This window comes from Pseudomonas rhizophila (assembly GCF_003033885.1).
GTDB lineage: Bacteria > Pseudomonadota > Gammaproteobacteria > Pseudomonadales > Pseudomonadaceae > Aquipseudomonas > Aquipseudomonas rhizophila.
Genome location: NZ_CP024081.1, coordinates 4851473 through 4874088, shown reverse-complemented (window position 1 = coordinate 4874088; position 22616 = coordinate 4851473). Strand labels below are relative to the sequence as shown.

The window sequence follows — 22616 nt, the reverse complement described above, 5'->3', positions numbered from 1 at the left end:
CCTGGAGCCCGGCAGCGCGGTCGTGCGTGCGTCGCTGTGCGGGTTCATTGTTATCAAGGAAATACTATGACTGCTGGCCTTCAAGGCTCGTTGATGGTGGACGTCGCCGGTACCTGGTTGACGGCCGAAGATCGCCACCTGTTGCGCCAGCCCGAAGTGGGTGGCCTGATCATTTTTGCTCGCAATATCGAGCATCCACGCCAGGTACGCGAGCTGAGCGCCTCGATTCGCGCCATCCGCCCCGACCTGCTGCTGGCGGTCGATCAGGAAGGCGGGCGTGTGCAGCGCCTGCGCCAGGGGTTTGTGCGTTTGCCGGCAATGCGGGCGATTGCCGACAACCCAAATGCCGAATACCTGGCCGAGCAGTGCGGCTGGATCATGGCCGCTGAAGTGCTGGCGGTCGGCCTCGATTTGAGTTTTACCCCGGTGCTGGACCTCGATCATCAACGTAGCGCGGTGGTCGGTAGTCGTGCCTTCGAAGGCGACCCCGAGCGCGCAGCGCTGCTGGCAGGTGCCTTCATTCGGGGCATGAACGCCGCCGGTATGGCCGCCACCGGCAAGCATTTCCCCGGCCACGGCTGGGCCGAAGCCGATTCCCATGTGGCCATTCCCAACGATGAGCGCAGCCTTGAACAGATCCGCGCCCACGATCTGGTTCCGTTCGCCAAACTGAGCAAGCAACTGGCGGCCGTCATGCCGGCCCATGTCATTTATCCGCAGGTCGATGCCAATCCGGCCGGTTTTTCCCGGCGCTGGCTGCAGGACATTCTGCGTGGCGAATTGCAGTTCGATGGTGTGATTTTCAGCGATGATCTGTCGATGGCGGGTGCTCATGTGGTGGGTGATGCCGCCAGTCGTATCGAGGCGGCGTTGTCGGCCGGTTGCGACATGGGGCTGGTGTGCAACGACCGCGCCGCCGCCGAACTGGCCTTGAGCGCCGCCCAGCGGTTGAAGGTCAAACCATCGGCGCGCATCGCACGCATGCGCGGGCAGGCCTTCGCCTCCACCGAGTACCGCCAGGACCCACGCTGGCTGACGGCAATCGGCGCGCTGAAAGCCGCCCAACTGATCGATTAAGGACATTTGTCATGACCGTTTACGCAATTATCGGCGGCACTGGCCTGACCCAACTCGAAGGTCTGACCATTCGCCAGTCCCTGGCAGTAGAAACGCCCTATGGTGCGCCATCGGCCGAGGTGCAGATCGGTGACTACGCCGGGCGCGAAGTGCTGTTTCTGGCCCGTCACGGCCATCCTCATCGCTTTCCACCTCATCAAGTGAACTATCGCGCCAATCTCTGGGCCCTGAAGCAGGCCGGCGCCGAGGCGATCCTGGCGGTCAACGCCGTGGGCGGGATTCACGCCGCGATGGGGACCGGGCATTTCTGCGTGCCTCACCAATTGATCGATTACACCAGCGGCCGTCAGCACACCTATTTTGCCGATGACCTGGAGGCGGTTACCCACATTGATTTCAGCTACCCCTACAGCGAGGCGCTGCGCCAGCAACTGATCGCCGCCCTGGCCGCCGAAGGCTGTGGCTACAGCAGCCATGGCGTCTACGCCTGCACCCAGGGCCCGCGCTTGGAAACCGTGGCCGAAATCGCCCGCCTGGAGCGCGACGGTTGCGACATCGTCGGCATGACCGGCATGCCGGAAGCGGCGCTGGCCCGTGAGCTGGAGCTCGATTACGCCTGCCTGGCGCTGGTGGTGAATCCGGCGGCGGGCAAGTCCACGGCTGTGATCACCATGGCGGAAATCGAGCAGGCGCTGCATGACGGGATGGGGAAGGTGAAGTCGACGTTGGCGCGGGTATTGATGGCTGGCTAGCGGAACAGGCAGTGAAAACGGGCACAAAGGTTTCCTGCTGTCAGCAAGGGCTATTCGGGCAAGATTCTGTTGTTTTCCCAGTTCACCTCAATGCTGGCCTTGATTGAGGAGGAGCTGCAAAAGCGCAGCCTTGACTATTCGTTGTTGACCGGCAGCACCACGGATCGGCGCACGCCGGTGAGGGATTTTCAAAGTGACAAGGTGTCTACCGGTTAGTCAGCTATCGCGAGCAAGCTCGCTTCCACAGGAGATTCGGGGTGCAGACCTATGCTGCGCTCACCTCAGGGCAATGTGGGAGCGAGCCTGCTCGCGATGACGGCGGCACAGCCAAGATCTCCAACAACTGAACCACCGCTATCGCGAGCAGGCTCGCTCCCACAGGAGATTCGGGGTGCAGACCTATCCGGCGCTTACCTCAGGACCATGTGGGAGCGAGCCTGCTCGTGATGACGGCGGCACAGCCAAGATCTCCAACAACTGAACCACCGCTATCGCGAGCAGGCTCGCTCCCACAGGAGATTCGGGGTGCAGACCTATCCGGCGCTCACCTCAGGGCAATGTGGGAGCGAGCTTGCTCGCGATGACGGCGGCACAGCCAACCTCTTCAACATCTGAATCACCGCTATCGCGAGCAGGCTCGCTCCCACAGGAGATTCGGGGTGCAGACCTATCCAGCACTCACCTCAGGGCCATGTGGGAGCGAGCCTGCTCGCGATGACGGCGGCACAGCCAACATCTTCAACATCTGAATCACCGCTATCGCGAGCAAGCTCGCTCCCACAGGAGATTCGGGGTGCAGACCTATGCTGCGCTCACCTCAGGGCAATGTGGGAGCGAGCCTGCTCGCGATGACGGCGGCACAGCCAAGACCTCCAACAACTGAACCACCGCTATCGCGAGCAAGCTCGCTCCCACAGGAGATTCGGGGTGCAGACCTATCCAGCGCTCACCTCAGGGCAATGTGGGAGCGAGCTTGCTCGCGATGACGGCGGCACAGCCAAGATCTCCAACAACTGAACCACCGCTATCGCGAGCAAGCTCGCTCCCACAGGAGATTCGGGGTGCAGACCTATCCGGCGCTCACCTCAGGGCAATGTGGAGCGAGCCTGCTCGCGATGACGGCGGCACAGCCAAGATCTCCAACAACTGAATCACCGCTATCGCGAGCAAGCTCGGCTCCCACAGGGATTGCTGTGAATCAGCGTTTTTCCAGCTTGTCCGGCAGTGGCGCGAATAGCGCCTCGATATCGTCGCTTTGCAGTTTCCAGTCTCCGGCCACGCGCCCGTCCAATACGCCGGCTGCGAGGTCGGATTTTTCCTTCTGCAGTAACTGAATCTTTTCTTCCACCGTGCCTCGGGCAATCATTTTGTAGACGAACACCGGCTTCTCCTGGCCGATGCGATAGGCGCGGTCGGTCGCCTGGTTTTCGGTGGCGGGGTTCCACCATGGATCGTAGTGGATCACGGTGTCCGCCTCGGTGAGGTTCAGGCCTACGCCGCCGGCCTTCAGGCTGATCAGAAAGATCTGACGCTTGCCGCTCTGGAATTCCTTGACCGGCGTACGTCGGTCCCGGGTCTGGCCGGTCAGGATGGCGTAATCGACGCCGCGTTTCTTCAGTTCGTCTTCGATCAGCGACAGCATCGAGGTGAACTGAGAAAACAGCAGCACCCGGCGACCTTCTTCAAACAGCTCTTCGAGCATCTCCATCAGGCTGTCGAGCTTGCCCGAGGTGCTGCCGCGGGCGGGCAGGGCGGCATCGTTGAGCAGGCGCAGGTCACAACAGACCTGGCGCAGCTTGAGCAGCGCCTCGAGAATGATGATCTGGCTGCGAGCCACGCCTTTGCGGGTGATCTCGTCGCGTACCTTCTTGTCCATGGCCAGGCGCATGGTTTCGTAGACGTCCCGCTGGGCATCGCTGAGCTCGACCCAATGAATGATCTCGGTCTTGGGTGGCAGTTCTGTCGCCACTTGCTCCTTGGTCCGGCGCAGCAGAAAAGGTTTTATCCGACCGTTGAGGTGCTGCAGTCGCACATCGCTGCCGCGCTTTTCAATCGGCACGCGGTAGTCGCGGTTGAAGCTCTTGACGTCCCCGAGCCATCCCGGCAGCAGGAAGTGGAACAACGACCACAATTCACCCAGGTGGTTTTCCAGCGGCGTACCGGACAGGCACAGCCGCTGGCGGGCGTTGAGTTCGCGGGCCGCCTCGGCGGCTTTGCTGTTCGGGTTCTTGATGTACTGGGCTTCATCGAGGATCAGCACATGCAACGGCTGCGCCGCCAGGCGCTCGACATCTTTGGGCAATAGCGCATAGGTGGTGAGGACCAGGTCGTAATCGTTCAGCCGGTCAAAGTGCTTCTTGCGCCCGGCGCCGTACAAGGCCAATACCTTGAGTTGCGGGGTGAAGTGGGCGGCCTCGTCGAGCCAGTTGGGGATCAGGCTGGTGGGCATGACCACCATGCAAGGGCGGTCGAGGCGCCCGGCGTTTTTTTCGCTGAGGATGTGCGCCAGGGTTTGCAGGGTTTTGCCCAGGCCCATGTCGTCCGCGAGGATGCCGCCGACTTCCAGTTGCCTGAGCGATTGCATCCAGCTTAAACCTTCGAGCTGATAAGGCCGCAGCGTGGCGTTCAGACCGTCTGGCGCCGTGCTGGTGTAGTCCTTGATGTCCCGCAGGCGCTGGGCCAGGCCACGAATGTGTTCGCCGCCTTCCCAGCGCAAGGGCATGTCTTGCAGCGGGTTCAGGCGCAGGGCATCCGCGCTGTTCAAGCGCAGTTTGGTGGTGCCCGGTTCTTGCAGGTAAAACTCGCCCAGGGTGGCCAGCACCGGTTTCAGCCGGCCATAGGGCAGGGCCACTTGCTGCGGGCCGAACTCGGAGTTCGGGCGGTTAGGCAAGTTGACCAGAATGAGTTCGTCATCGCGGCGCCTGGCCAGGCGTTCCGGGTTGAACAGCTCGATGTGCGAACGCATCAGGTTCAGCAGAATCGGCAGCAGGCTCAATCGCTCACCGTTGACGATGATCCCCAGTTCCAGATCGAACCAGTCCCGTTCCGGCGTTTCTTCGACCGTGGCGTACCATTCGTCCACCGCCGTCAGGTCGAAACCGAAATCCTCGTCGATCTGCAACTCCCAGCCCTGGCTACGCAGTTTCGGCAGATCGTTGAGGGTGAACGTCAGCCACGCACTGTCGTTGACCATCTCGTACAGTTCACCGGCGCTTTCGGGCAGGGCCTTGCTTTGGCGGGTTGCGATTTTGAAGCCGAGGATTCGAAGCTGTTCGCGGTAGGACTGCTCCACTTCTGTCTGGCGTTTTATCCGCAGCGTCTGTGTGTCCTGGCGAATCAGTACGTCAGTGTTGCGCTGGCCGCTGACGTATTCGTCCAGGTAGCTGAAAGACAGGGCGGCGCGGTGCTGGATGTAGCGCTGCATCTTGCCATTGCGCGGCTCGAAAGCGCTGAACTCGATGCTCGCCAGCCACAGCCGCGGCATTGGTTGGACGTTGTCCACCAGCACTTGCGGCGGGGCCTTGGGGCTGCGGTTTTCCAGCACGGCCTGGAGTTTCTCCAGCAACTGCGCGTCTTTCTCGGCGGCCGGGTAGGCCAGGGTTTCCTGGACTTGCAGCAGCACCGCCGCGCAGTGCTTGCAGTTGATGCGCACCGGGCAGGTACAGGCGGCTTCAAGCAGAATCAACGTGCCTTTGGCTGACTCTTTCAGGCGAATCGTCTGGCGGTAAACGTTACCCCCAGAGCCTTCACAACTGGCGGTGATGGTGCTGTCGCCGGCCTCGACGATCCTGACGCGGTTTTCCAGCGCGTAACGGCGCCCGCGCTCCAGGCTCTGTTCCTTGAATCGATTGACCCAGGAGGGTGCCAGGGGTTTGCTCAGGGGCGAGGGCATAGGCGCGCCGATCAGTCCGGAATGACGTCAGGCGCCTGCCGTGGCGCAGGCGCAGTCAGCGAGGTGATTTTGATCAGCAGGCCGAGGTGGCCGTTGTCGAGGAAATTCAACTGGCCATTTTTGGTATGGCTCTGCTGTTTGAGGCGTTCGCTGGAAGTGACCAGGCCATTGGTGTCGATCTGGTTGATCCAGAAGTCGGCGTCCACGTCGGTAAACCGCCCCAGTTTCAGTTCCAGGGTTCCTTCGATGGGAAACTGGCCGAACTGTTCTGCGCCATCACTGACGGCGATTCGGCTGCCCTGTTCGCCCAGGTTCTGCTGCCAGGCTTTGTGCATCAGCACCGTGTACTGGCCGCTGGCGTTGAGTTTTTCCACGATGTGACCCAATGCAGGCGTGCGCTGGCTCTTCGCGTCCAGGCGTTGCGCGCCCGCGTCCCAGTCCTCCGGTGCGGCGCGGCTGACAATCGCCGGTTCGGCGTTCTGGCGCATCAGGATCATTTCAACCTGATACAGGTCATCGGCAAACGCCAGGGGAGCGACCAGGGTCATCAACAAGGTCAGTGAGCGAAACAGGCGCATGGGGCGTCCTTCAAGCAGGGGTCGGAGTGAGGCGCTCGAACAGCGCTTCTACGGTATTGAAACGCTCTTCCGGGCGTTCCATGGGCACCATGAATTTGAACATCGTGGCACCTTCAAACTTGTAGCGTTTGGGCTGGCCCTGGATCAGCTTGATCAGTACCAGCGGATCGACCGGCGTCTGGGCTTCGAACTCGATACGACCACCATTGGGGCCGCCGTCGACTTTCTTGATGCCCAGTTGCTCGGCCTTGAGCTTGAGCCAGGTGGTACGCACCAGGTTCTTGGTTGGCTCCGGCAGCAGGCCGAAGCGGTCGATCATCTCCACTTGCAGGTCCTTGAGGCCTTCTTCGTCAGTGGCCGAGGCGATGCGTTTGTAGAGGATCAGCCGTGCGTGGACATCCGGCAGGTAGTCTTCCGGGATCAGCGCCGGCACCCGCAGATTGATTTCCGGCCCGCCGCCCAACGGTTGGTCGAGGTTCGGTTGCTCACCCTTGCGGATCGACTTGACCGCCCGTTCGAGCATTTCCATGTACAGGGTGAAACCCACGGCCTGGATCTGGCCGCTCTGGCCGTCGCCCAGCAACTCGCCTGCACCGCGGATTTCCAGGTCGTTGGTGGCCAGCACGAAACCGGCGCCCAGGTCCTGGGTGTTGGCGATGGCTTCCAGGCGCTTTTCCGCGTCCGGGGTGATCTGCTGGCGCGGTGGCGTCAACAGGTAGGCGTAGGCCTGGTGGTGACTGCGCCCGACCCGACCGCGCAACTGGTGCAACTGGGCCAGGCCGAATTTGTCGGCGCGCTCGATGATGATGGTGTTGGCGCTCGGCACATCGATGCCGGTCTCGATGATGGTCGAGGCGATCAGCACGTTGAAGCGCTTGTGGTAGAAATCGCTCATCACCTGTTCGAGTTCACGTTCGCGCATCTGCCCGTGGCCGATGCCGATGCGGGCTTCCGGCACCAGCTCGGCCAGGTCGGCGGCGCATTTCTCGATGGTCTTGACGTCGTTGTGCAGGTAATAGACCTGGCCGCCCCGCAGCAGCTCGCGCAGCAGGGCTTCCTTGATCGTGCTTTTGTTCTGCTCCATGACGAAGGTGCGCACCGACAGGCGACGGGCCGGCGGCGTGGCGATGATCGACAGGTCACGCATGCCCGACACCGCCATGTTCAGCGTGCGCGGGATCGGCGTGGCCGTCAGGGTCAGGATGTCGACCTCGCTGCGCAGGGCCTTGAGCTGTTCTTTCTGGCGCACGCCAAAGCGGTGCTCTTCGTCGATGATCACCAGCCCCAGGTTTTTGATCTTCACATCGTCCTGCAGCAGTTTGTGCGTGCCGATGACGATGTCGATCTTGCCCTCGGCCAGATCGGCCACCGCCGCGTTCACTTCCTTGGTGGACTTGAAGCGGCTCATCACCTCCACGGTCACCGGCCAGTCGGCGAAGCGGTCGCGGAAACTGTTGTAGTGCTGCTGGGCAAGCAGGGTGGTGGGCACCAGGATTGCCACCTGCTTGCCGCCGTGCACGGCAATGAATGCGGCGCGCATCGCCACTTCGGTCTTGCCGAAACCGACATCGCCGCACACCAGCCGGTCCATCGGTTTGGGCGCGAGCATGTCAGCGCGCACGGCCTCGATGGTGGTTTGCTGGTCGACGGTTTCCTCGAAGGGGAACCCGGCGCTGAAGGTCTCGTAGTCGGCTTTCGGGTCGGCGAAGGCATACCCCTCGCGGGCGGCGCGCCGGGCATAGATGTCCAGCAACTCGGCGGCCACGTCGCGCACCTGTTCGGCGGCCTTGCGCTTGGCTTTCTGCCAGGTTTCCGAACCCAGGCGATGCAGCGGCGCCAGGGCGTCGTCGCTCCCGGTGTAGCGGGCGATCAGGTGCAGGTTCGCCACCGGCACGTAGAGCTTGGCACCCTCGGCGTATTCCAGGGTGAGGAATTCGGCGGCCTGGTTGTCGATTTCCAGGGTCGCCAGACCCAGGTAGCGGCCTACGCCGTGGTCGATGTGCACCACTGGCGCGCCTTCGCGCAGCTCGGTGAGGTTCTTGATGACCGCGTCGTTGGCGGCGTCGGCGCGTTTCTCGCGACGCCGACGCTGCATGACGCGCTGACCAAACAACGGGCTTTCGGCCACCAGCGCTAGGGCCGGGTCTTCCAGGACAAGGCCATCGTTCAGCGGCGCGATGGTAATCGCCAGGCGATCTTTGCCGGCGACGAAGTCTGGCCAGCTATCGACGGTTTTCGGCCTCAGTTTCAGGCGTTCAAGCAGTTCCAGCAGCACTTCACGACGACCGGCGGATTCGGCGGTGAACAGCACGCGGCCGGGGAAACCGTCGAGAAAACCGGCCAGGGCCGCCAGTGGCTGCGTGGCCTTGGCTTCGATCGCCAGGTCCGGCAAGGCCTTGGCCGGGAAGCGTTCGCGGCCGACGCCCGTTTCCACGTCCTGCTGGCTTGCCACCACGCGTGGCCAGTTCTTGAGCCGGGCAAAGCAGTCTTCCACCGGCAGGAACAGCTCGGCCGGTGGCAATAAAGGCCGGGAAGGATCGACGCGGCGCTCTTCGTAGCGATTGCGCACATCGTTCCAGAAGTTTTCCGCCGCCTGCTCGATGCCGGGCAGGGAAAACACCTGGGTGTCCTGGGGCAGGTAATCGAACAGGGTGGAGGTTTCTTCGAAAAACAGCGGCAGGTAGTACTCGATACCGGCGGGAGTGATCCCGCTGCTCAGGTCCTGGAAGATCGGGCAGCGACGGAAATCCACATCGAAGCGTTCGCGAAAGCGCGCCTTGAAGCGGGTCACGGCGTCTTTTTGCAGCGGGAATTCCTTGGCCGGCAGCAGGCGCACCGACTGTACTTTGTCGATGGAGCGTTGGTTTTCCGGGTCGAAAGTGCGCAGGGTTTCGATTTCGTCATCGAACAGGTCGATGCGGTAAGGCAACTTGCTGCCCATCGGGAACAGATCGATCAGCGCGCCGCGTACCGCGAACTCGCCGTGCTCGTACACCGTGTCGACGCAACGATAGCCACTGGCTTCAAGACGGCTGCGCATTTGCTCGACGTCGAGCTTCTGGCCGATGTCCAGCACCAGGCTGCTGCCGAGCAAAAACTGGGTCGGTGCCAGACGATGTAGGGCCGTGGTGATCGGCACTACCAAAACGCCATGACTGAGCTCCGGCAATCGATAAAGGCTGGCGATTCGCTGGGAAATGATGTCCTGGTGGGGCGAAAACAGATCGTAGGGCAGGGTTTCCCAGTCCGGGAAATGCAGCACAGGCAAATCCGGGGCGAAGAAACTCAGTTCCTGTTCGAGCCGCTCGGCGCTTTGGCTGTCGGCGGTCAGCAGCAGGGTAAAGCGCTTTGCAGCGCTGGCAGCCTCGGCAATGGCCAGGCTCAGGGCGGCACCGGGCAGGTTGCCCCAGTGCTGTTTACCTGCCGCGGCAGGGAGAAGCGGGAGACGCAGAACGGGCACGGAAGGTTGAGCTCCAGCGTTGCGACAAAGTCGGCAATTGTAGCGGGGGAAGGGGGCGGCTGTCAGTCGCAGACTACCCTGGCGAACAGGAAAACCACGGTGCGACAGGCGCGCATTGCTCCGCCGAAGAGTCGGCGGCATAATGTAGCCCCTTTTTTCAGCCCCTACATGTGGAAGGTTCCCGTGACTCAGAAGCCCGACCAGTGTCTTGGTGAATGGATCGATCGTGAAGCACTCGCAGAAGCGATGATCCCTCTCATCGGTCAGCTCTACCGCAATAACAACGTGGTGAGCTCGATCTATGGCCGCAGCCTGATCAACCAGTCTGTCATCGCGATTCTCAAGGCTCACCGCTTTGCTCGCCACCGTTCTTCCGACGACAGCGAACTCTCCGTCCACGAAACATTCCCTCTGCTCAAGGCCATGAGCGAGCTCAAGCTCGGCGCGGCTTCGGTGGACCTGGGCAAGCTGGCGTTCAAATTCCGTAACGAAGGCAACGGCCGTAGCGCCGAGCAGTTCGTTCGCGAAGAGATGGCTGATGTGGTTGGCCAGCAAAACGTTTCGGCACGCAAAGGCACCGACGTCGTGCTCTACGGCTTCGGTCGTATCGGTCGTCTGCTGGCGCGCATCCTGATCGAGAAAACCGGTGGTGGCGATGGTTTGCGCCTGCGTGCCATCGTGGTGCGCAAAGGCGCGGAGAACGACCTGACCAAGCGCGCCAGCCTGCTGCGTCGCGATTCGGTCCATGGTTCGTTCAACGGCACCATTACCATCGACGAAGAAAACAACACCATCACGGCCAACGGTAACCTGATCCAGGTGATCTACGCGAAGAACCCGACCGAGGTGGATTACACCCAGTACGGCATCAAGGACGCACTGCTGGTGGACAACACCGGTGTATGGCGTGACGCCGATGGCCTGGGCCAGCACCTGGCATGCCCGGGTGTCGACCGCGTTGTTCTGACCGCACCTGGCAAGGGCAAGCTCAAGAACATCGTTCACGGCATCAACCACAACGAAATCACCGCTGACGACAAGATCGTCTCCGCCGCTTCGTGCACCACCAACGCCATCGTGCCGGTGCTCAAGGCTGTGAACGACAAGTTCGGCATCATCAACGGTCACGTTGAAACCGTTCACTCGTACACCAACGACCAGAACCTGATCGACAACTTCCACAAAGGCGACCGTCGTGGCCGCAGCGCCGCGCTGAACATGGTGATCACCGAGACCGGTGCCGCCACCGCTGCTGCCAAGGCTTTGCCTGAGCTGGCCGGCAAGCTGACCGGCAACGCGATCCGTGTACCGACGCCGAACGTGTCGATGGCCATCCTCAACCTGAACCTTGAGAAAGCCGCCACCCGTGAAGAGATGAACGAGTACCTGCGCTATATGGCGCTGCACTCCGACCTGCACAAGCAGATCGATTTCGTCAATTCCCAGGAAGTGGTGTCCACCGACTTCGTTGGCTCGCGCCATGCCGGCGTGGTCGACGCTGAAGCGACCATCGTTCAGGACAACCGCGTTGTGCTGTACGTCTGGTACGACAACGAGTTCGGTTATAGCTGCCAGGTCGTTCGCGTGATGGAAGACATGGCCGGTGTAAACCCGCCAGCATTCCCGCGCTAAGCCTTAGCTGCACATGAAAACGCCCCGACTTGTCGGGGCGTTTTTTTGTCTGGGTTTTTTGTCGCCCGGGCTGGCCTCATCGCGAGCAGGCTCGCTCCCACAATGGACCGAGTAAATCCTGTGGGAGCGAGCCTGCTCGCGATAGCAATCTGTCAGGCGCCGCTCGCCGCCAAGGCCTGTGCAGTCCGCAGTTCATGGCGATTGCCCCTGAACAACACCAAGGTAGCAATCAGCCCCAACACCGCCGCGCCACTGAGCCATATCCCCGGCGCGGCCTTGTTGCCCAGCACATGAATCAGATAAGTACAGGCCGCTGGCGTAAACCCGCCGAAGGTCGCTGTTGCCAGGCTGTAGGCCAGGGAGAAGCCGGTGGTGCGCACTTCCAACGGCATGATTTCCGTCAAGGCGACTACCATGGCACCGTTGTACGATCCATACAGGAACGACAACCACAACTCCACGATCAGCAGATGGCTGAAGCTGGGGTTCGCCACCAGCCAGGACAGCGCCGGATATGCCGTGAGGATCGCCAGAATCGTCGCACCCAGCAGCAAGGGCTTGCGTCCGATCTTGTCGGAAAATGCGCCCATCACCGGCAGCCAGAAGAAGTTCGACAGCCCGATGCATACCGTCACCAGCAACGCATCCAGGTCCGACAGGTTCAGTTCGGCTTTACCGAAGGTCGGCGTGTACGCCGTGATCAGGTAAAACGACACCGTGGTCATCACCACCAACGCCATGCCCGCCAGGACGATGCCGAAGTTCTGACCGATGGAACGGATGATTTGCGACAGGGTAGGGCGATGTTTTCTCGCCTGGAATTCAGGTGTTTCTTCCAAGGAGCGACGGATCACGAATATCACCGGCACGATCATGCAACCCACCAGAAACGGCACGCGCCAGCCCCATTCGCCCATCTCCTGGGGACTCAGCCAGTGATTGAGGCCAACGCCCAGCAGGCCGGCAAACACGACGGCGGCCTGTTGACTGGCGGATTGCCAACTGACAAAGAAACCCTTGCGCCCCGGTGTGGAAATTTCCGCCAGATACACCGATACGCCGCCCAGCTCAACACCGGCGGAAAAGCCCTGCAGCAATCGCCCCAGCAGCACCAGCAGCGGTGCCGCCACGCCGAGGGTGGTGTAACCCGGCACACAAGCGATCAGACGGTGCCGGCGGCCATCATCGCCAAGGTGATGATCAAGCCTTTGCGGCGGCCGTGCCGGTCGATGTAGGCCCCGAGAAAAATCGCCCCCAGCGGGCGCATCAAGAACCCGGCGCCAAATGTGGCCAGGGACAGCATCAGCGAGGCGAAAGCACTGTCGGTCGGGAAGAACGTCTTGGCAATGGCCGTGGCGTAGAAGCCATAGACCATGAAGTCGAACATCTCCAGGAAGTTGCCGCTGACAACGCGAAAGATCGCCTTGCCGTTGCTGGTGTTGGAAGGCATGGGTAGGTACTCACTCTGACAATCTTGTATGAAAGCGCTGCACCCACTGTGGGAGCGAGCCCGCTCGCGATAGCGGTGTGTCAGTCACATCAATGTCGTTTGATCCGACGCTATCGCGAGCAGGCTCGCTCCCACAGTTTTTTGCATCTGGACTGAAGGGCGCTGAAGCCCATAATGGCCGGCGCGGTTTCGAGGGGGGATGAAGATTTGTTAACTGGACGATGGATGGGGCTTGTGGTGCTGCTCGGCGTGTTGTCCGGTTGCGGCAACGGCGACACCCTGGAGCGCTTCGACGGCCCGACCATGGGCAGCCACTATTCGATTCAGTACGTCAGGCATTCCGCCGCACCTGGACCGAAAGCGGTGCGGGCCGAGGTGGAAAGCATCCTCGCCGAAGTGGATCGACTGTTCTCGACCTATCGCAGCGATTCGGACATCGAACGGTTCAATGCGTTGCCGGCCAATAGCTGCCAGATCATGCTTGGCCCTGTCCTGGAGTTGATCCGCGTGGGTGAGCAGTTGTCCTCCCAAAGCGACGGTTCTTTCGATCTGACGGTGGAGCCGCTGCTCAACCTGTGGGGCTTCGGTCCCCAGTCCCGAGCAGAGAAAGTACCGACCGCAGAAGCCCTGGCCCAGGTGCGCCAACGCGTCGGGCATGCTCATCTGCGCATCGACGGCGACCGCTTGTGCAAAGACGCCGCGGTGGAAGTCGACTTCAACAGTATCGCCGCCGGTTATGCCGTCGACCGGATCGCCAGCCGGTTCAAGGCCTTGGGCATCGACAGCTATCTGGCCGAGGTCACTGGCGAACTCAAGGCCGCCGGACGCAAACCCGATGGTGCCGCCTGGCGTATCGCCCTGGAAGAACCCCGGGACGACCGGCGGGTGGCTGAGCGCGTCATCGAGGTCAACGGCTACGGGGTTTCCACCTCGGGCGACTACCGCAAATATTTCGAACAGGGCGGCAGGCGTTATTCCCACACCTTTGATGCGCGCACCGGTGCACCGGTCCTACACAACCTCGCGTCAGTCACGGTGATTCATCCTTCGGCGTTGATGGCCGATGGACTATCGACGCTGTTGCTCATTCTCGGTCCTGAACGGGGTTGGGACTATGCCCAGAAGCATGGCATCGGGGTATTTTTCGTATTGCGGGACAATGACCGTTTCATCGTTCGCACCAATGAAGCATTTGAACGGATGACTGGCGGAAAAACCCAATGATGACAGCGCGCTGAAAGCGCACCTGTGGCGAAATAGCGCAGGCAAAACTAGCCTACGACGCGACCAAGGGGTAATGTGCGCGGCGTTGACGCTTCTATAGACTGTGGCCGGGCTCATGAACCGGCCCCAAATTGTTCCTTCATGTCGCTGGCCGGCATGATTTAGCCGTGGTGCCAAATGTAGCGCCGCGGCCTGTTCTGAGGAGTACGCATGGCTGTCTACAACTACGACGTGGTGGTATTGGGTTCCGGCCCGGCGGGAGAGGGCGCGGCAATGAACGCCGCCAAGGCAGGGCGCAAGGTCGCGATGGTCGACAGCCGTCGGCAGGTCGGTGGCAACTGCACCCACTTGGGCACCATCCCGTCCAAGGCCTTGCGTCACTCGGTCCGGCAGATCATGCAGTTCAACACCAACCCGATGTTTCGCGCCATCGGCGAGCCGCGCTGGTTCTCCTTCCCGGACGTGCTCAAGAGCGCCGAGAAGGTGATCTCCAAGCAAGTCGCCTCGCGCACCGGTTACTACGCCCGCAACCGGGTCGACGTGTTCTTTGGCACCGGCAGCTTTGCCGATGAGCAGACCGTTGAAGTGGTCTGCGGCAATGGCGTGGTCGAAAAGCTGGTGGCCAAGCACATCATCATCGCCACCGGCTCGCGCCCGTATCGTCCGGCCGATATCGATTTCAACCACGCACGTATCTACGATAGCGACACGATCCTGAGCCTGGGCCACACCCCGCGTAAGCTGATTGTCTACGGCGCCGGGGTGATCGGTTGCGAATACGCCTCGATCTTCAGCGGCCTGGGTGTGCTGGTGGAGCTGGTGGATAACCGTGGCCAGTTGCTGAGCTTCCTGGACTCGGAAATCTCCCAGGCCCTGAGCTATCACTTCAGCAACAACAACATCACCGTGCGGCACAACGAGGACTACGACCGCGTCGAAGGCGTGGACAACGGCGTGATCCTGCACCTCAAGTCCGGCAAGAAAATCAAGGCCGACGCCTTGCTCTGGTGCAACGGCCGTACCGGCAACACCGACACCCTGGGCCTGGAAAACATCGGCGTGAAGGTCAACAGCCGTGGCCAGATCGAAGTTGACGAGAACTACCGCACCTGTGTGACGAACATCTACGGCGCCGGTGACGTGATCGGTTGGCCGAGCCTGGCCAGCGCCGCCCATGACCAGGGCCGTTCAGCGGCCGGCAGCATTGTCGACAACGGGAGCTGGCGCTTCGTCAACGACGTACCGACCGGCATCTACACCATTCCGGAGATCAGCTCGATCGGCAAGAACGAGCAGGAGCTGACCCAGGCCAAGGTGCCGTACGAAGTGGGCAAGGCCTTCTTCAAGAGCATGGCGCGGGCGCAGATCGCCGGAGAGCCGCAGGGCATGCTGAAGATCCTGTTCCACCGCGAGACGCTGGAAGTGCTGGGCGTGCACTGTTTCGGTTACCAGGCGTCGGAGATCGTTCACATCGGCCAGGCGATCATGAACCAGCCGGGCGAGCTGAACACGCTGAAATACTTCGTCAACACGACCTTCAACTACCCGACCATGGCCGAAGCCTATCGGGTAGCGGCCTATGACGGGCTCAACCGGCTTTTTTGAGCGGCTCCGGCCGGTGGCCTGAGCCGGCCGGGGAGACCGATTTCAGCAATTCTCGAGGGTGGCAGTGGCCAAACCGGGAAAGTCTGTAATCAGGCTGTCAACGCCGAAGTCGGCGAGCCTGCGCATCAGCGCGGGTTCGTTGACGGTCCACACTGATACATGCAACCCCTGCCGCTGGGCCTTGATCAGGCGTTCCGGCGTACACAGCGTCCAGTTGAGCGCCAGAATCTCGCAGCCGTAACTCTGGGCGACCTTCAGCGGGTCGAGCCAGGCGTATTCGGCCACCAGCCCGCGGGAGATGTCCGGGGTCAGGTCCAGGGCAGCCTTGAGCACTTCCCGAGAGCTGGAGGTGATGGTGATTTTGTCCAGCAACCCGAAACGCTGGGCCATTTCGCGGATCCCCAGCACGGTGGCGGCGGCACGGGTGCGTGAGGCACTCTTGACCTCCAGTTGCCAATGCTCGAAATCACATTTTTCGAACAGCTCCTCCAGGCGTGGGATCGGGCACGGCTTGATCCAGCCCGGGCCACCCTTGCGCGCATCGTAGGTCACCAGCTCGGCGGCCGAATGCTCCACCACCTTGCCCCGGCGATCAGTGGTGCGCTTGAGGGTCGGGTCGTGGATCACCATCAACTCGCCGTCCATTGAAAGGTGCAGATCCAGCTCGCATCGGCGCACGCCGTGCTTGAGGCACTCCTGAAAACCGGTCAGGGTATTTTCTGGCGCTTCGCCCTTGGCGCCACGGTGGCCATAAATGAGGGTCACGGTTCTTCCTTATTGATGCCGGATTCGTTCAGTTCCCGCGCCAGGCGTCGTTCTTGCGCCTGTTTCTGCAGGATGTAGCGGGCCAGCAACTGGCGCTGGGCGTCGGTGGGGCGTTCGAACTCGGTGCCCACGTCATAGCCGTCGCCCTTGGGGTCGCAATGAGTGACCCGGGCCCGGAGCAACAGCCCCAGGGCCTGGGGCATCAGCACCATCTTGATCGACAGGTGCGTGCCAACGCCGACAGGCGTGGCGTGCTGAAAGTCGATGCCGCCCTCGGAGATGATCACCGGCTGCGGTTCGCCGATTTCGCCGAGCGCCGTCAGGGCAATGACCTGACTGAGCAGGTCGATGCGTTTGTTCATCGCCTTGAGGTAAGCCGCGATGCTACGCTCGCGCTCGCTGATCTGGCGCAGCAGGTGTTGCGATTCGAATTCGCTCAGGTGCAATTCGCTGAGCAGATTGAACAGTGGAGAAGCATCCTGCAACACTTCCTGGCCAGCAGCTTCAGGAATGGAGAGGGGCCGAATTTCCAGTGCGATCGTGTCCTCGATACGGTAGTATTCGCGGCGATCTTCTTCATCTAATGTCGACATGGCGAACCCATGGTAGCGGCGGTGGTCTGAGTGTAAAGCTGGTTTGTGACCCCCGCCACAAGGACGTTCCTTTTCCCTCCGAACAAGCCCCGACATGTTCAGACCTCTCTTCGTATTTATCGGCACGCGTTATACCCGTGCAAAACGTCGCAATCATTTCGTATCGTTCATTTCCCTGACTTCAATCATCGGGCTGGCCCTTGGCGTGGTCGTGATGATCGTCGTGCTGTCGGTGATGAACGGGTTCGACCATGAGATGCGCACTCGCGTGCTGGGCATGGTGCCCCACGCCACCCTCGAAACCGGCGAAGCCATCAGCGACTGGCCGAGCCTGGCCGCCAAGGTCAAGCAGAACCCGCAGGTGCTGGCGGTTGCGCCGTTCACCCAGATGCAGGGGCTGCTGACCCACAATGGCAAGGTTTCCAAGGTCTTGCTCAATGGCATTGACCCTGGGCTTGAGCGGCAGGTGTCGATCATCGACAACTTCATGCAGCAGGGCAAACTCGACGACCTGGCGCCAGGCAGCTTTGGCATCGTCATCGGTGACAAGGCCGCTGCCAAGCTCGGCGCCGCCATCGGCGACAAGCTGACCTTCGTGGCACCGGAAGTCACCGTGACCCCGGGCGGCATGTTCCCGCGCATGAAGCGCTTTACCGTGGTCGGCATTTTCCATGTCGGCGCCGGCGAGCTGGACGGTTACCTGGGCGTCACCAACCTTCAGGACCTGGCGCGCCTGCATCGCTGGAAGCCGGATCAGGTCCAGGGCCTGCGGCTGAAGTTCGATGATCTGTTCCAGGCGCCGCGCGTCGCGTGGACCATCGCCCAGCAGCTCGGCGAAGACCGCTACTACGCTCGCGACTGGACCCGCACCCACGGCAACCTGTACCAGGCGATCCGCATGGAAAAAGCCATGATCGGCCTGCTATTGCTGCTGATCGTCGCCGTTGCCGCGTTCAACATCATCTCCACTCTGGTGATGGTGGTGAATGACAAGAAAGGCGACATCGCCATCCTGCGCACCCTTGGCGCCACGCCGGGGCAGATCATGCGGATCTTCATGGTCCAGGGCACGGTCATTGGCGTGATCGGTACGGTGGTCGGCGCCTTGGTCGGGATGTTTGCCGCGCTGAACGTCAGCGCCGCGATTGCCGCTCTCGAAGGCCTGATCGGGCACAAGTTTCTCAACGCCGACGTGTACTTCATCGACTACCTGCCGTCGCAGTTGCAGACAGATGATGTGTTGATGGTCTGCGGCGCCGCGTTGGTCCTGAGTTTCCTCGCCACCCTGTATCCAGCCTGGCGTGCCGCGCGCACCCAGCCTGCGGAGGCGTTACGTTATGAGTGAGTCGGGTATGAGTGAAAAAGCAATCTTGAGCTGCCGTAACCTGGGCAAATCCTACGAGGAGGGGCCGGAATCGGTGGTGGTGTTGTCGGGCTTGCAGCTGGAGCTGCATCCAGGCGAGCGTGTGGCGATTGTCGGTACGTCCGGGTCGGGCAAAAGTACCTTGCTCAATCTGTTGGGCGGCCTCGATACACCGACTGCCGGCAGTGTCTGGCTGGCCGGCGAAGAACTCTCGGCGCTGAACGAGAAGGCCCGTGGCCTGCTGCGTAACCGTTCCCTGGGCTTCGTTTACCAGTTCCACCATTTGCTGCCCGAGTTCACCGCGCTGGAGAACGTCTGCATGCCGCTGCTGATCGGTCGCACCGCGATCCCTGAAGCCCGCCAGCGGGCCACGGCGTTGTTGGAGCGGGTCGGGTTGGGCCATCGTCTGGAGCACAAGCCGGCGGAGTTGTCCGGTGGCGAGCGCCAGCGCGTGGCGATTGCCCGGGCCCTGGTCAACAAGCCGGGGCTGGTGATGCTCGACGAGCCGACCGGCAACCTCGACTCCCACACCGCCCAAGGCATTCAGGACCTGATGCTGGAACTCAGTACCTCGATGCGTACCGCGTTCCTGGTGGTGACCCACGACATGAACCTGGCCCGGCAGATGGACCGCGTCCTGCACTTGCAGGAAGGTTGCCTGACGCCCATTTGACCGACCGAAACCCGGCGCTTGCTGCAAGCGCCGGGTCTTTTATTTTCATACGGTGCCCCGCGAATGTTCAGACCGTTATCGATCTTCATCGGCACGCGCTATACCCGCGCCAAGCGCCGCAATCGCTTTGTTTCGTTCATTTCCATGACCTCGATGATCGGTCTCGCCCTGGGGGTGCTGGCGATGATCGTGGTGCTGTCGGTGATGAATGGCTTCCAGCGCGAAATGAGCTCGCGCATCCTGGGCATGGTGCCCCACGCCACCATCGTCGGCGTCAAGCCGATCGACGACTGGCAGCCGGTGGCTGCCGCGGCGCTGAAAAATCCTGAGGTGATCGCTGCCGTGCCGTTCACTGAAATGGAAGGCATGCTCAGCCATAAAGGCGCGATGCAACCGATCCAGATCAGCGGCATCGACCCTGCCCAGGAAGGCAAGGTATCCATTGTCGCCCAGCATATTGTCCAGGGGCGTCTCGATGCCTTGAAGTCGGGCGAGTTTGGCGTGGTGATCGGCGAAATCACCGCCCGGCGCTTTCGTTTGAACGTCGGGGACAAACTGACCCTGATTGTGCCGGAAATCAGCACCGCGCCGGGTGGCATCACCCCGCGGATGCAGCGCTTGAATGTGGTCGGCGTGTTCAAGGTAGGCGCCGAACTGGATGGCTCCATGGCGCTGATCCACGTGGCCGACGCCGCGCAAATGCAGCATTGGCAGCCCAACCAGGTGCAAAGCGTGCGCCTGGCGGTCAAGGACCTGTACGCCGCGCCGCGAGTTTCCGGCGACATCGCCGCGGGTCTCGGCGCGGACTACAAGGCCGACGACTGGACCCACACTCAGGGCAGCCTGTTCAGTGCCATGAAGATGGAAAAAACCATGATCGGCCTGCTGTTGTTGATGATTGTCGCAGTGGCGGCCTTCAACATCATCGCGACCCTGATCATGGTGGTGAACGATAAGGGCGCGGATATCGCGATCCTGCGCACCATCGGCGCCACGCCGCGGCAGATCATGGCGATTTTCATGGTCCAGGGTACGGTGATTGGTGTGGTCGGCACGCTGATCGGCGGTGTGCTGGGGGTGATTGCGGCGCTGAACGTCAGTGATTTAGTGGGTTGGGTGGAAAGGGTCACTGGCCAGCATATTTTCAGTTCCGACGTGTATTTCGTCAGCAACCTGCCTTCGGAGCTTCAACGCGGTGATGTAGTGCTGATCTGCTCGGCCGGGTTCATCCTGAGCTTCCTCGCCACGGTTTACCCGGCCTGGCGTGCGGCGAAGGTCGAGCCGGCGCAGGCGTTGCGCTATTCCTGATACTGCACAGACCTCTGTGGCAGAAGGGCTTGTTGAAGACTCTGGTGGCGACGGGATTTAGCGAGGTGTCTGTGGGAGCAAGGCTTGCCCGCGATGCAGACGACGCGGTCTGCGGGGGAAACAAGGCGCCTGCATCGCGGGCAAGCCTTGCTCCCACAGATAAGTCTCTTTGCCACCAGGGTTTGCGTTGGGCTTAATCTTCCTTCGGCAACTCAATCAAAAACCGCGTCCAGCCATCGGCCGATTCGCAGCGGATCTGCCCGCCATGGGCGCGGACGATGGAGCGGGTGATGGCCAGCCCCAGCCCGGCGTGTTCACTGCTGCCTTCCTGGCGGGCCGGGTCGGCGCGATAGAAACGGTCGAACAGACGCGGCAGCAAGTGCGCTGAAATCCCGTCACCGCTGTTCTCCACGTTTACATGCATCTGCCCAACGCCCTCGACAATATGTACCCGTACTTCGCCACCGTCAGGCGTGAAGCGCAAAGCATTGTCCAGCAAATTGGACAGGGCCCGGCGCAACATGCTGCGGTCTCCGTCGATGCGGCCGTTGCCTTCACGGCTCAAGCGGACGTGGGCGTCTTCGGCCAGCGGGGCGAAAAACTCCAGCAGCAGATCCACTTCCTGAGCCAGTTCCAGCGGTTCGCGGCTGGGTGCCAGCAAGCCGTGGTCAGCCTTGGCCAGGTAAAGCATGTCGTTGACCAACTGCGCCATCCATTGCAGCTCTTCAAGATTGCTGTGCAATGCTTCGCGATAATCCTCCAGCGAGCGTTCGCGGGTGAGGGTGACCTGAGTGTGGGTCAACAGGTTCGATAAAGGGGTGCGCAGTTCATGGGCGATGTCGGCAGAGAACGCCGAGAGCCGTTGAAACGCATCATCGAGACGTCGGAGCATGTCATTGATGCTGTGGGCCAGTTCCGCCAGTTCGGCGGGCATGTGTTCTTCCGGCAGTCGGGCATTGAGAGAGCGGGCCGAGACGCTGCCGGCGATGGCCCCCATACGCCGCAACGGTCGCAAGCCGCGCCGGGCGGCCCAGGCCCCGAGCAGGGCGGTAGCCAGGGCTGAGAGGCCGACCGTCAGCCAGATCAGGCGCTGCATGCGTTGCAGGAAGTGCTGGTGGTGGGTGATGTCCAGCAGCAGCGTCAGTTGCGGCGAGTCGGTGCGGTCGGGGTACAGCGGCGCATTCAATACCCGGTAGTCAGTGTCGGCATCGCTGAGGGTGGACAGGCCGGGACGCTCCGGCAACTGAGCCGGAATCCGCAGCGAACTGTCGTACCAGCGCACGCCATCGCTATCCTTGATGCGCAAGGCCAGGTCGGCCTGGCGACTGAGTTCATCTGCCAGACGGCTTTGGGTTTGTTCGGCATCCAGCCCCTGCAGGGCGCGACGCAGGCCGATCAGTTTGCCTTCGAGCAGTTGCTGATCCAGCTCGATGAAGTGCGCCTCGCTGCCACGGCTGAACAGCACGCCGGCAAACAGGGAGACCACGGCGGTGCAGGCGGCGAACAGCAGCGCCAGCCGGCTGCTCAGCGACCAACGCCCCCTCACAGGTTGCGCTCTTCAAGGACATACCCCATGCCCCGCACGGTGTGGATCAGCTTGCTGGGGAAATCGTCGTCGATCTTGATTCGCAGGCGCCGTATCGCGACTTCGATGACGTTGGTGTCGCTGTCGAAATTCATATCCCAGACCTGGGAAGCAATCAGGGATTTGGGCAGGACCTCGCCCTGGCGACGCAGGAGCATTTCCAGCAACGCGAACTCCTTGGCCGTGAGGTCGATGCGCTGGCCGCTGCGTTCGACGCGGCGGCGGATCAGGTCCAGGCGCAGGTCCGCCAGTCGCAGGCTGGTTTCCTGGGGCGTCGAGCTGCCGCGGCGCAACAGGCTGCGGACTCGCGCCAGCAGTTCGGAAAAGGCAAAGGGTTTGACCAGGTAATCGTCGGCGCCCAACTCCAGGCCATGCACGCGATCCTGGACCGCATCCCGCGCGGTGAGAAACAGCACCGGCGTATCCAGGCCGGCCCCGCGCACGGCCTGCAAAATCTGCCAGCCATCGCGGCCGGGCAGCATCACATCGAGGATCAGCAAGGCATATTCACCGCTCAAGGCCAATTGCTGGCCGGTAATGCCATCGGCCACCAGGTCGGCGTTGAACCCGGCTTCGGTCAGGCCCTGGCGCAGGTATTGGCCGGTTTTGGTTTGGTCTTCGACGATCAGCAGTTTCATAGGCAGCTCAAGGCGTTGTTG

Annotated in this window: 16 protein-coding genes and 1 pseudogene; 9 read left to right on the top strand and 8 right to left on the bottom strand. The window is 61.7% G+C overall.

What is annotated here, in order from left to right:
• Positions 1 to 66 precede the first annotated feature (66 nt).
• The 3 genes from nagZ (at position 67) to CRX69_RS28095 (ending at position 2045) form a co-directional block, all read left to right on the top strand.
• On the top strand, positions 67 to 1077 hold the full coding sequence (gene nagZ / locus CRX69_RS22585; RefSeq protein WP_107322905.1) for a beta-N-acetylhexosaminidase: 1011 nt from the start codon (positions 67 to 69) through the stop codon (positions 1075 to 1077).
• An 11-nt stretch (positions 1078 to 1088) separates the two neighbouring features.
• Complete coding sequence (locus CRX69_RS22580; protein ID WP_047227213.1) at positions 1089 to 1829, top strand: S-methyl-5'-thioinosine phosphorylase; 741 nt, start codon at positions 1089 to 1091, stop codon at positions 1827 to 1829.
• Between the two features lie 90 nt (positions 1830 to 1919).
• Positions 1920 to 2045, top strand: coding sequence for a hypothetical protein (locus CRX69_RS28095; protein ID WP_268990178.1), 126 nt, complete (start codon positions 1920 to 1922; stop codon positions 2043 to 2045).
• Between the two features lie 982 nt (positions 2046 to 3027).
• On the opposite strand, the gene CRX69_RS22570 is transcribed toward CRX69_RS28095, so the two are convergent.
• Genes CRX69_RS22570 through mfd form a run of 3 tightly spaced genes read right to left on the bottom strand, consistent with a single transcriptional unit; the run spans position 3028 to position 9759 of the window.
• Entirely contained in the window at positions 3028 to 5721 is a 2694-nt protein-coding gene (locus tag CRX69_RS22570; RefSeq protein ID WP_047227214.1) for a DEAD/DEAH box helicase, read from the bottom strand.
• Between the two features lie 11 nt (positions 5722 to 5732).
• On the bottom strand, positions 5733 to 6299 hold the full coding sequence (locus CRX69_RS22565) for a CsiV family protein (RefSeq protein WP_047227215.1): 567 nt from the start codon (positions 6297 to 6299) through the stop codon (positions 5733 to 5735).
• Between the two features lie 10 nt (positions 6300 to 6309).
• Positions 6310 to 9759 (bottom strand): transcription-repair coupling factor, encoded by a 3450-nt coding sequence (gene mfd / locus CRX69_RS22560; protein WP_047227216.1) that lies wholly within the window; start codon positions 9757 to 9759, stop codon positions 6310 to 6312.
• 168 nt (positions 9760 to 9927) lie between these two features.
• Between mfd and CRX69_RS22555 the strand changes: the two genes are divergently transcribed.
• The gene (locus tag CRX69_RS22555; protein ID WP_047227217.1) at positions 9928 to 11391 is read left to right on the top strand and encodes a glyceraldehyde-3-phosphate dehydrogenase; all 1464 of its coding nucleotides are present in this window, start codon (positions 9928 to 9930) and stop codon (positions 11389 to 11391) included.
• Between the two features lie 152 nt (positions 11392 to 11543).
• Here CRX69_RS22555 and tcuC read toward each other — a convergent pair.
• Positions 11544 to 12841: pseudogene (gene tcuC, locus CRX69_RS22550) on the bottom strand (tricarballylate/proton symporter TcuC).
• Between the two features lie 225 nt (positions 12842 to 13066).
• Here tcuC and CRX69_RS22545 point away from each other — a divergent pair.
• A complete protein-coding gene (locus CRX69_RS22545) occupies positions 13067 to 14065 on the top strand; it encodes an FAD:protein FMN transferase (protein ID WP_231990595.1) in 999 nt (332 codons plus the stop codon).
• Between the two features lie 210 nt (positions 14066 to 14275).
• On the top strand, positions 14276 to 15670 hold the full coding sequence (gene sthA, locus CRX69_RS22540) for a Si-specific NAD(P)(+) transhydrogenase (RefSeq protein ID WP_047227219.1): 1395 nt from the start codon (positions 14276 to 14278) through the stop codon (positions 15668 to 15670).
• A gap of 42 nt (positions 15671 to 15712) precedes the next feature.
• Here the strand turns inward: sthA and CRX69_RS22535 are convergent, their stop codons facing one another.
• Positions 15713 to 16435 (bottom strand): glycerophosphodiester phosphodiesterase, encoded by a 723-nt coding sequence (locus tag CRX69_RS22535; protein ID WP_047227220.1) that lies wholly within the window; start codon positions 16433 to 16435, stop codon positions 15713 to 15715.
• The gene (locus CRX69_RS22530) at positions 16432 to 17028 is read right to left on the bottom strand and encodes a PilZ domain-containing protein (RefSeq protein WP_076385586.1); all 597 of its coding nucleotides are present in this window, start codon (positions 17026 to 17028) and stop codon (positions 16432 to 16434) included. The genes CRX69_RS22535 and CRX69_RS22530 overlap by 4 nt, the downstream gene beginning before the upstream one ends.
• Before the next feature lie 94 nt (positions 17029 to 17122).
• Between CRX69_RS22530 and CRX69_RS22525 the strand changes: the two genes are divergently transcribed.
• From CRX69_RS22525 to CRX69_RS22515, 3 genes are all read left to right on the top strand, one after another.
• Entirely contained in the window at positions 17123 to 18373 is a 1251-nt protein-coding gene (locus tag CRX69_RS22525; RefSeq protein ID WP_107322904.1) for a lipoprotein-releasing ABC transporter permease subunit, read from the top strand.
• Between the two features lie 7 nt (positions 18374 to 18380).
• Complete coding sequence (gene lolD / locus CRX69_RS22520) at positions 18381 to 19064, top strand: lipoprotein-releasing ABC transporter ATP-binding protein LolD (RefSeq protein WP_162843734.1); 684 nt, start codon at positions 18381 to 18383, stop codon at positions 19062 to 19064.
• Positions 19065 to 19127: 63 nt separating this feature from the next.
• The gene (locus CRX69_RS22515; protein WP_107322903.1) at positions 19128 to 20372 is read left to right on the top strand and encodes a lipoprotein-releasing ABC transporter permease subunit; all 1245 of its coding nucleotides are present in this window, start codon (positions 19128 to 19130) and stop codon (positions 20370 to 20372) included.
• Between the two features lie 193 nt (positions 20373 to 20565).
• Here the strand turns inward: CRX69_RS22515 and CRX69_RS22510 are convergent, their stop codons facing one another.
• Positions 20566 to 21918 (bottom strand): heavy metal sensor histidine kinase, encoded by a 1353-nt coding sequence (locus CRX69_RS22510; RefSeq protein ID WP_107322902.1) that lies wholly within the window; start codon positions 21916 to 21918, stop codon positions 20566 to 20568.
• Positions 21915 to 22595, bottom strand: coding sequence for a heavy metal response regulator transcription factor (locus CRX69_RS22505; RefSeq protein WP_047227225.1), 681 nt, complete (start codon positions 22593 to 22595; stop codon positions 21915 to 21917). The genes CRX69_RS22510 and CRX69_RS22505 overlap by 4 nt, the downstream gene beginning before the upstream one ends.
• Between the last annotated feature and the right edge of the window lie 21 nt (positions 22596 to 22616).

What these genes read in the sequence shown, in the direction of transcription:
- CRX69_RS22505 (WP_047227225.1), bottom strand. Translation starts at nt 22,595, where the DNA reads ATGAAACTGCTGATCGTCGAAGACCAAACCAAAACCGGCCAATACCTG.
- CRX69_RS22580 (WP_047227213.1), top strand. Translation starts at nt 1,089, where the DNA reads ATGACCGTTTACGCAATTATCGGCGGCACTGGCCTGACCCAACTCGAA.
- CRX69_RS28095 (WP_268990178.1), top strand. Translation starts at nt 1,920, where the DNA reads ATGCTGGCCTTGATTGAGGAGGAGCTGCAAAAGCGCAGCCTTGACTAT.
- CRX69_RS22525 (WP_107322904.1), top strand. Translation starts at nt 17,123, where the DNA reads ATGTTCAGACCTCTCTTCGTATTTATCGGCACGCGTTATACCCGTGCA.
- sthA (WP_047227219.1), top strand. Translation starts at nt 14,276, where the DNA reads ATGGCTGTCTACAACTACGACGTGGTGGTATTGGGTTCCGGCCCGGCG.
- CRX69_RS22530 (WP_076385586.1), bottom strand. Translation starts at nt 17,028, where the DNA reads ATGTCGACATTAGATGAAGAAGATCGCCGCGAATACTACCGTATCGAG.
- CRX69_RS22570 (WP_047227214.1), bottom strand. Translation starts at nt 5,721, where the DNA reads ATGCCCTCGCCCCTGAGCAAACCCCTGGCACCCTCCTGGGTCAATCGA.
- CRX69_RS22555 (WP_047227217.1), top strand. Translation starts at nt 9,928, where the DNA reads ATGTGGAAGGTTCCCGTGACTCAGAAGCCCGACCAGTGTCTTGGTGAA.
- nagZ (WP_107322905.1), top strand. Translation starts at nt 67, where the DNA reads ATGACTGCTGGCCTTCAAGGCTCGTTGATGGTGGACGTCGCCGGTACC.
- CRX69_RS22545 (WP_231990595.1), top strand. Translation starts at nt 13,067, where the DNA reads ATGGGGCTTGTGGTGCTGCTCGGCGTGTTGTCCGGTTGCGGCAACGGC.
- lolD (WP_162843734.1), top strand. Translation starts at nt 18,381, where the DNA reads ATGAGTGAAAAAGCAATCTTGAGCTGCCGTAACCTGGGCAAATCCTAC.
- CRX69_RS22565 (WP_047227215.1), bottom strand. Translation starts at nt 6,299, where the DNA reads ATGCGCCTGTTTCGCTCACTGACCTTGTTGATGACCCTGGTCGCTCCC.
- CRX69_RS22515 (WP_107322903.1), top strand. Translation starts at nt 19,128, where the DNA reads ATGTTCAGACCGTTATCGATCTTCATCGGCACGCGCTATACCCGCGCC.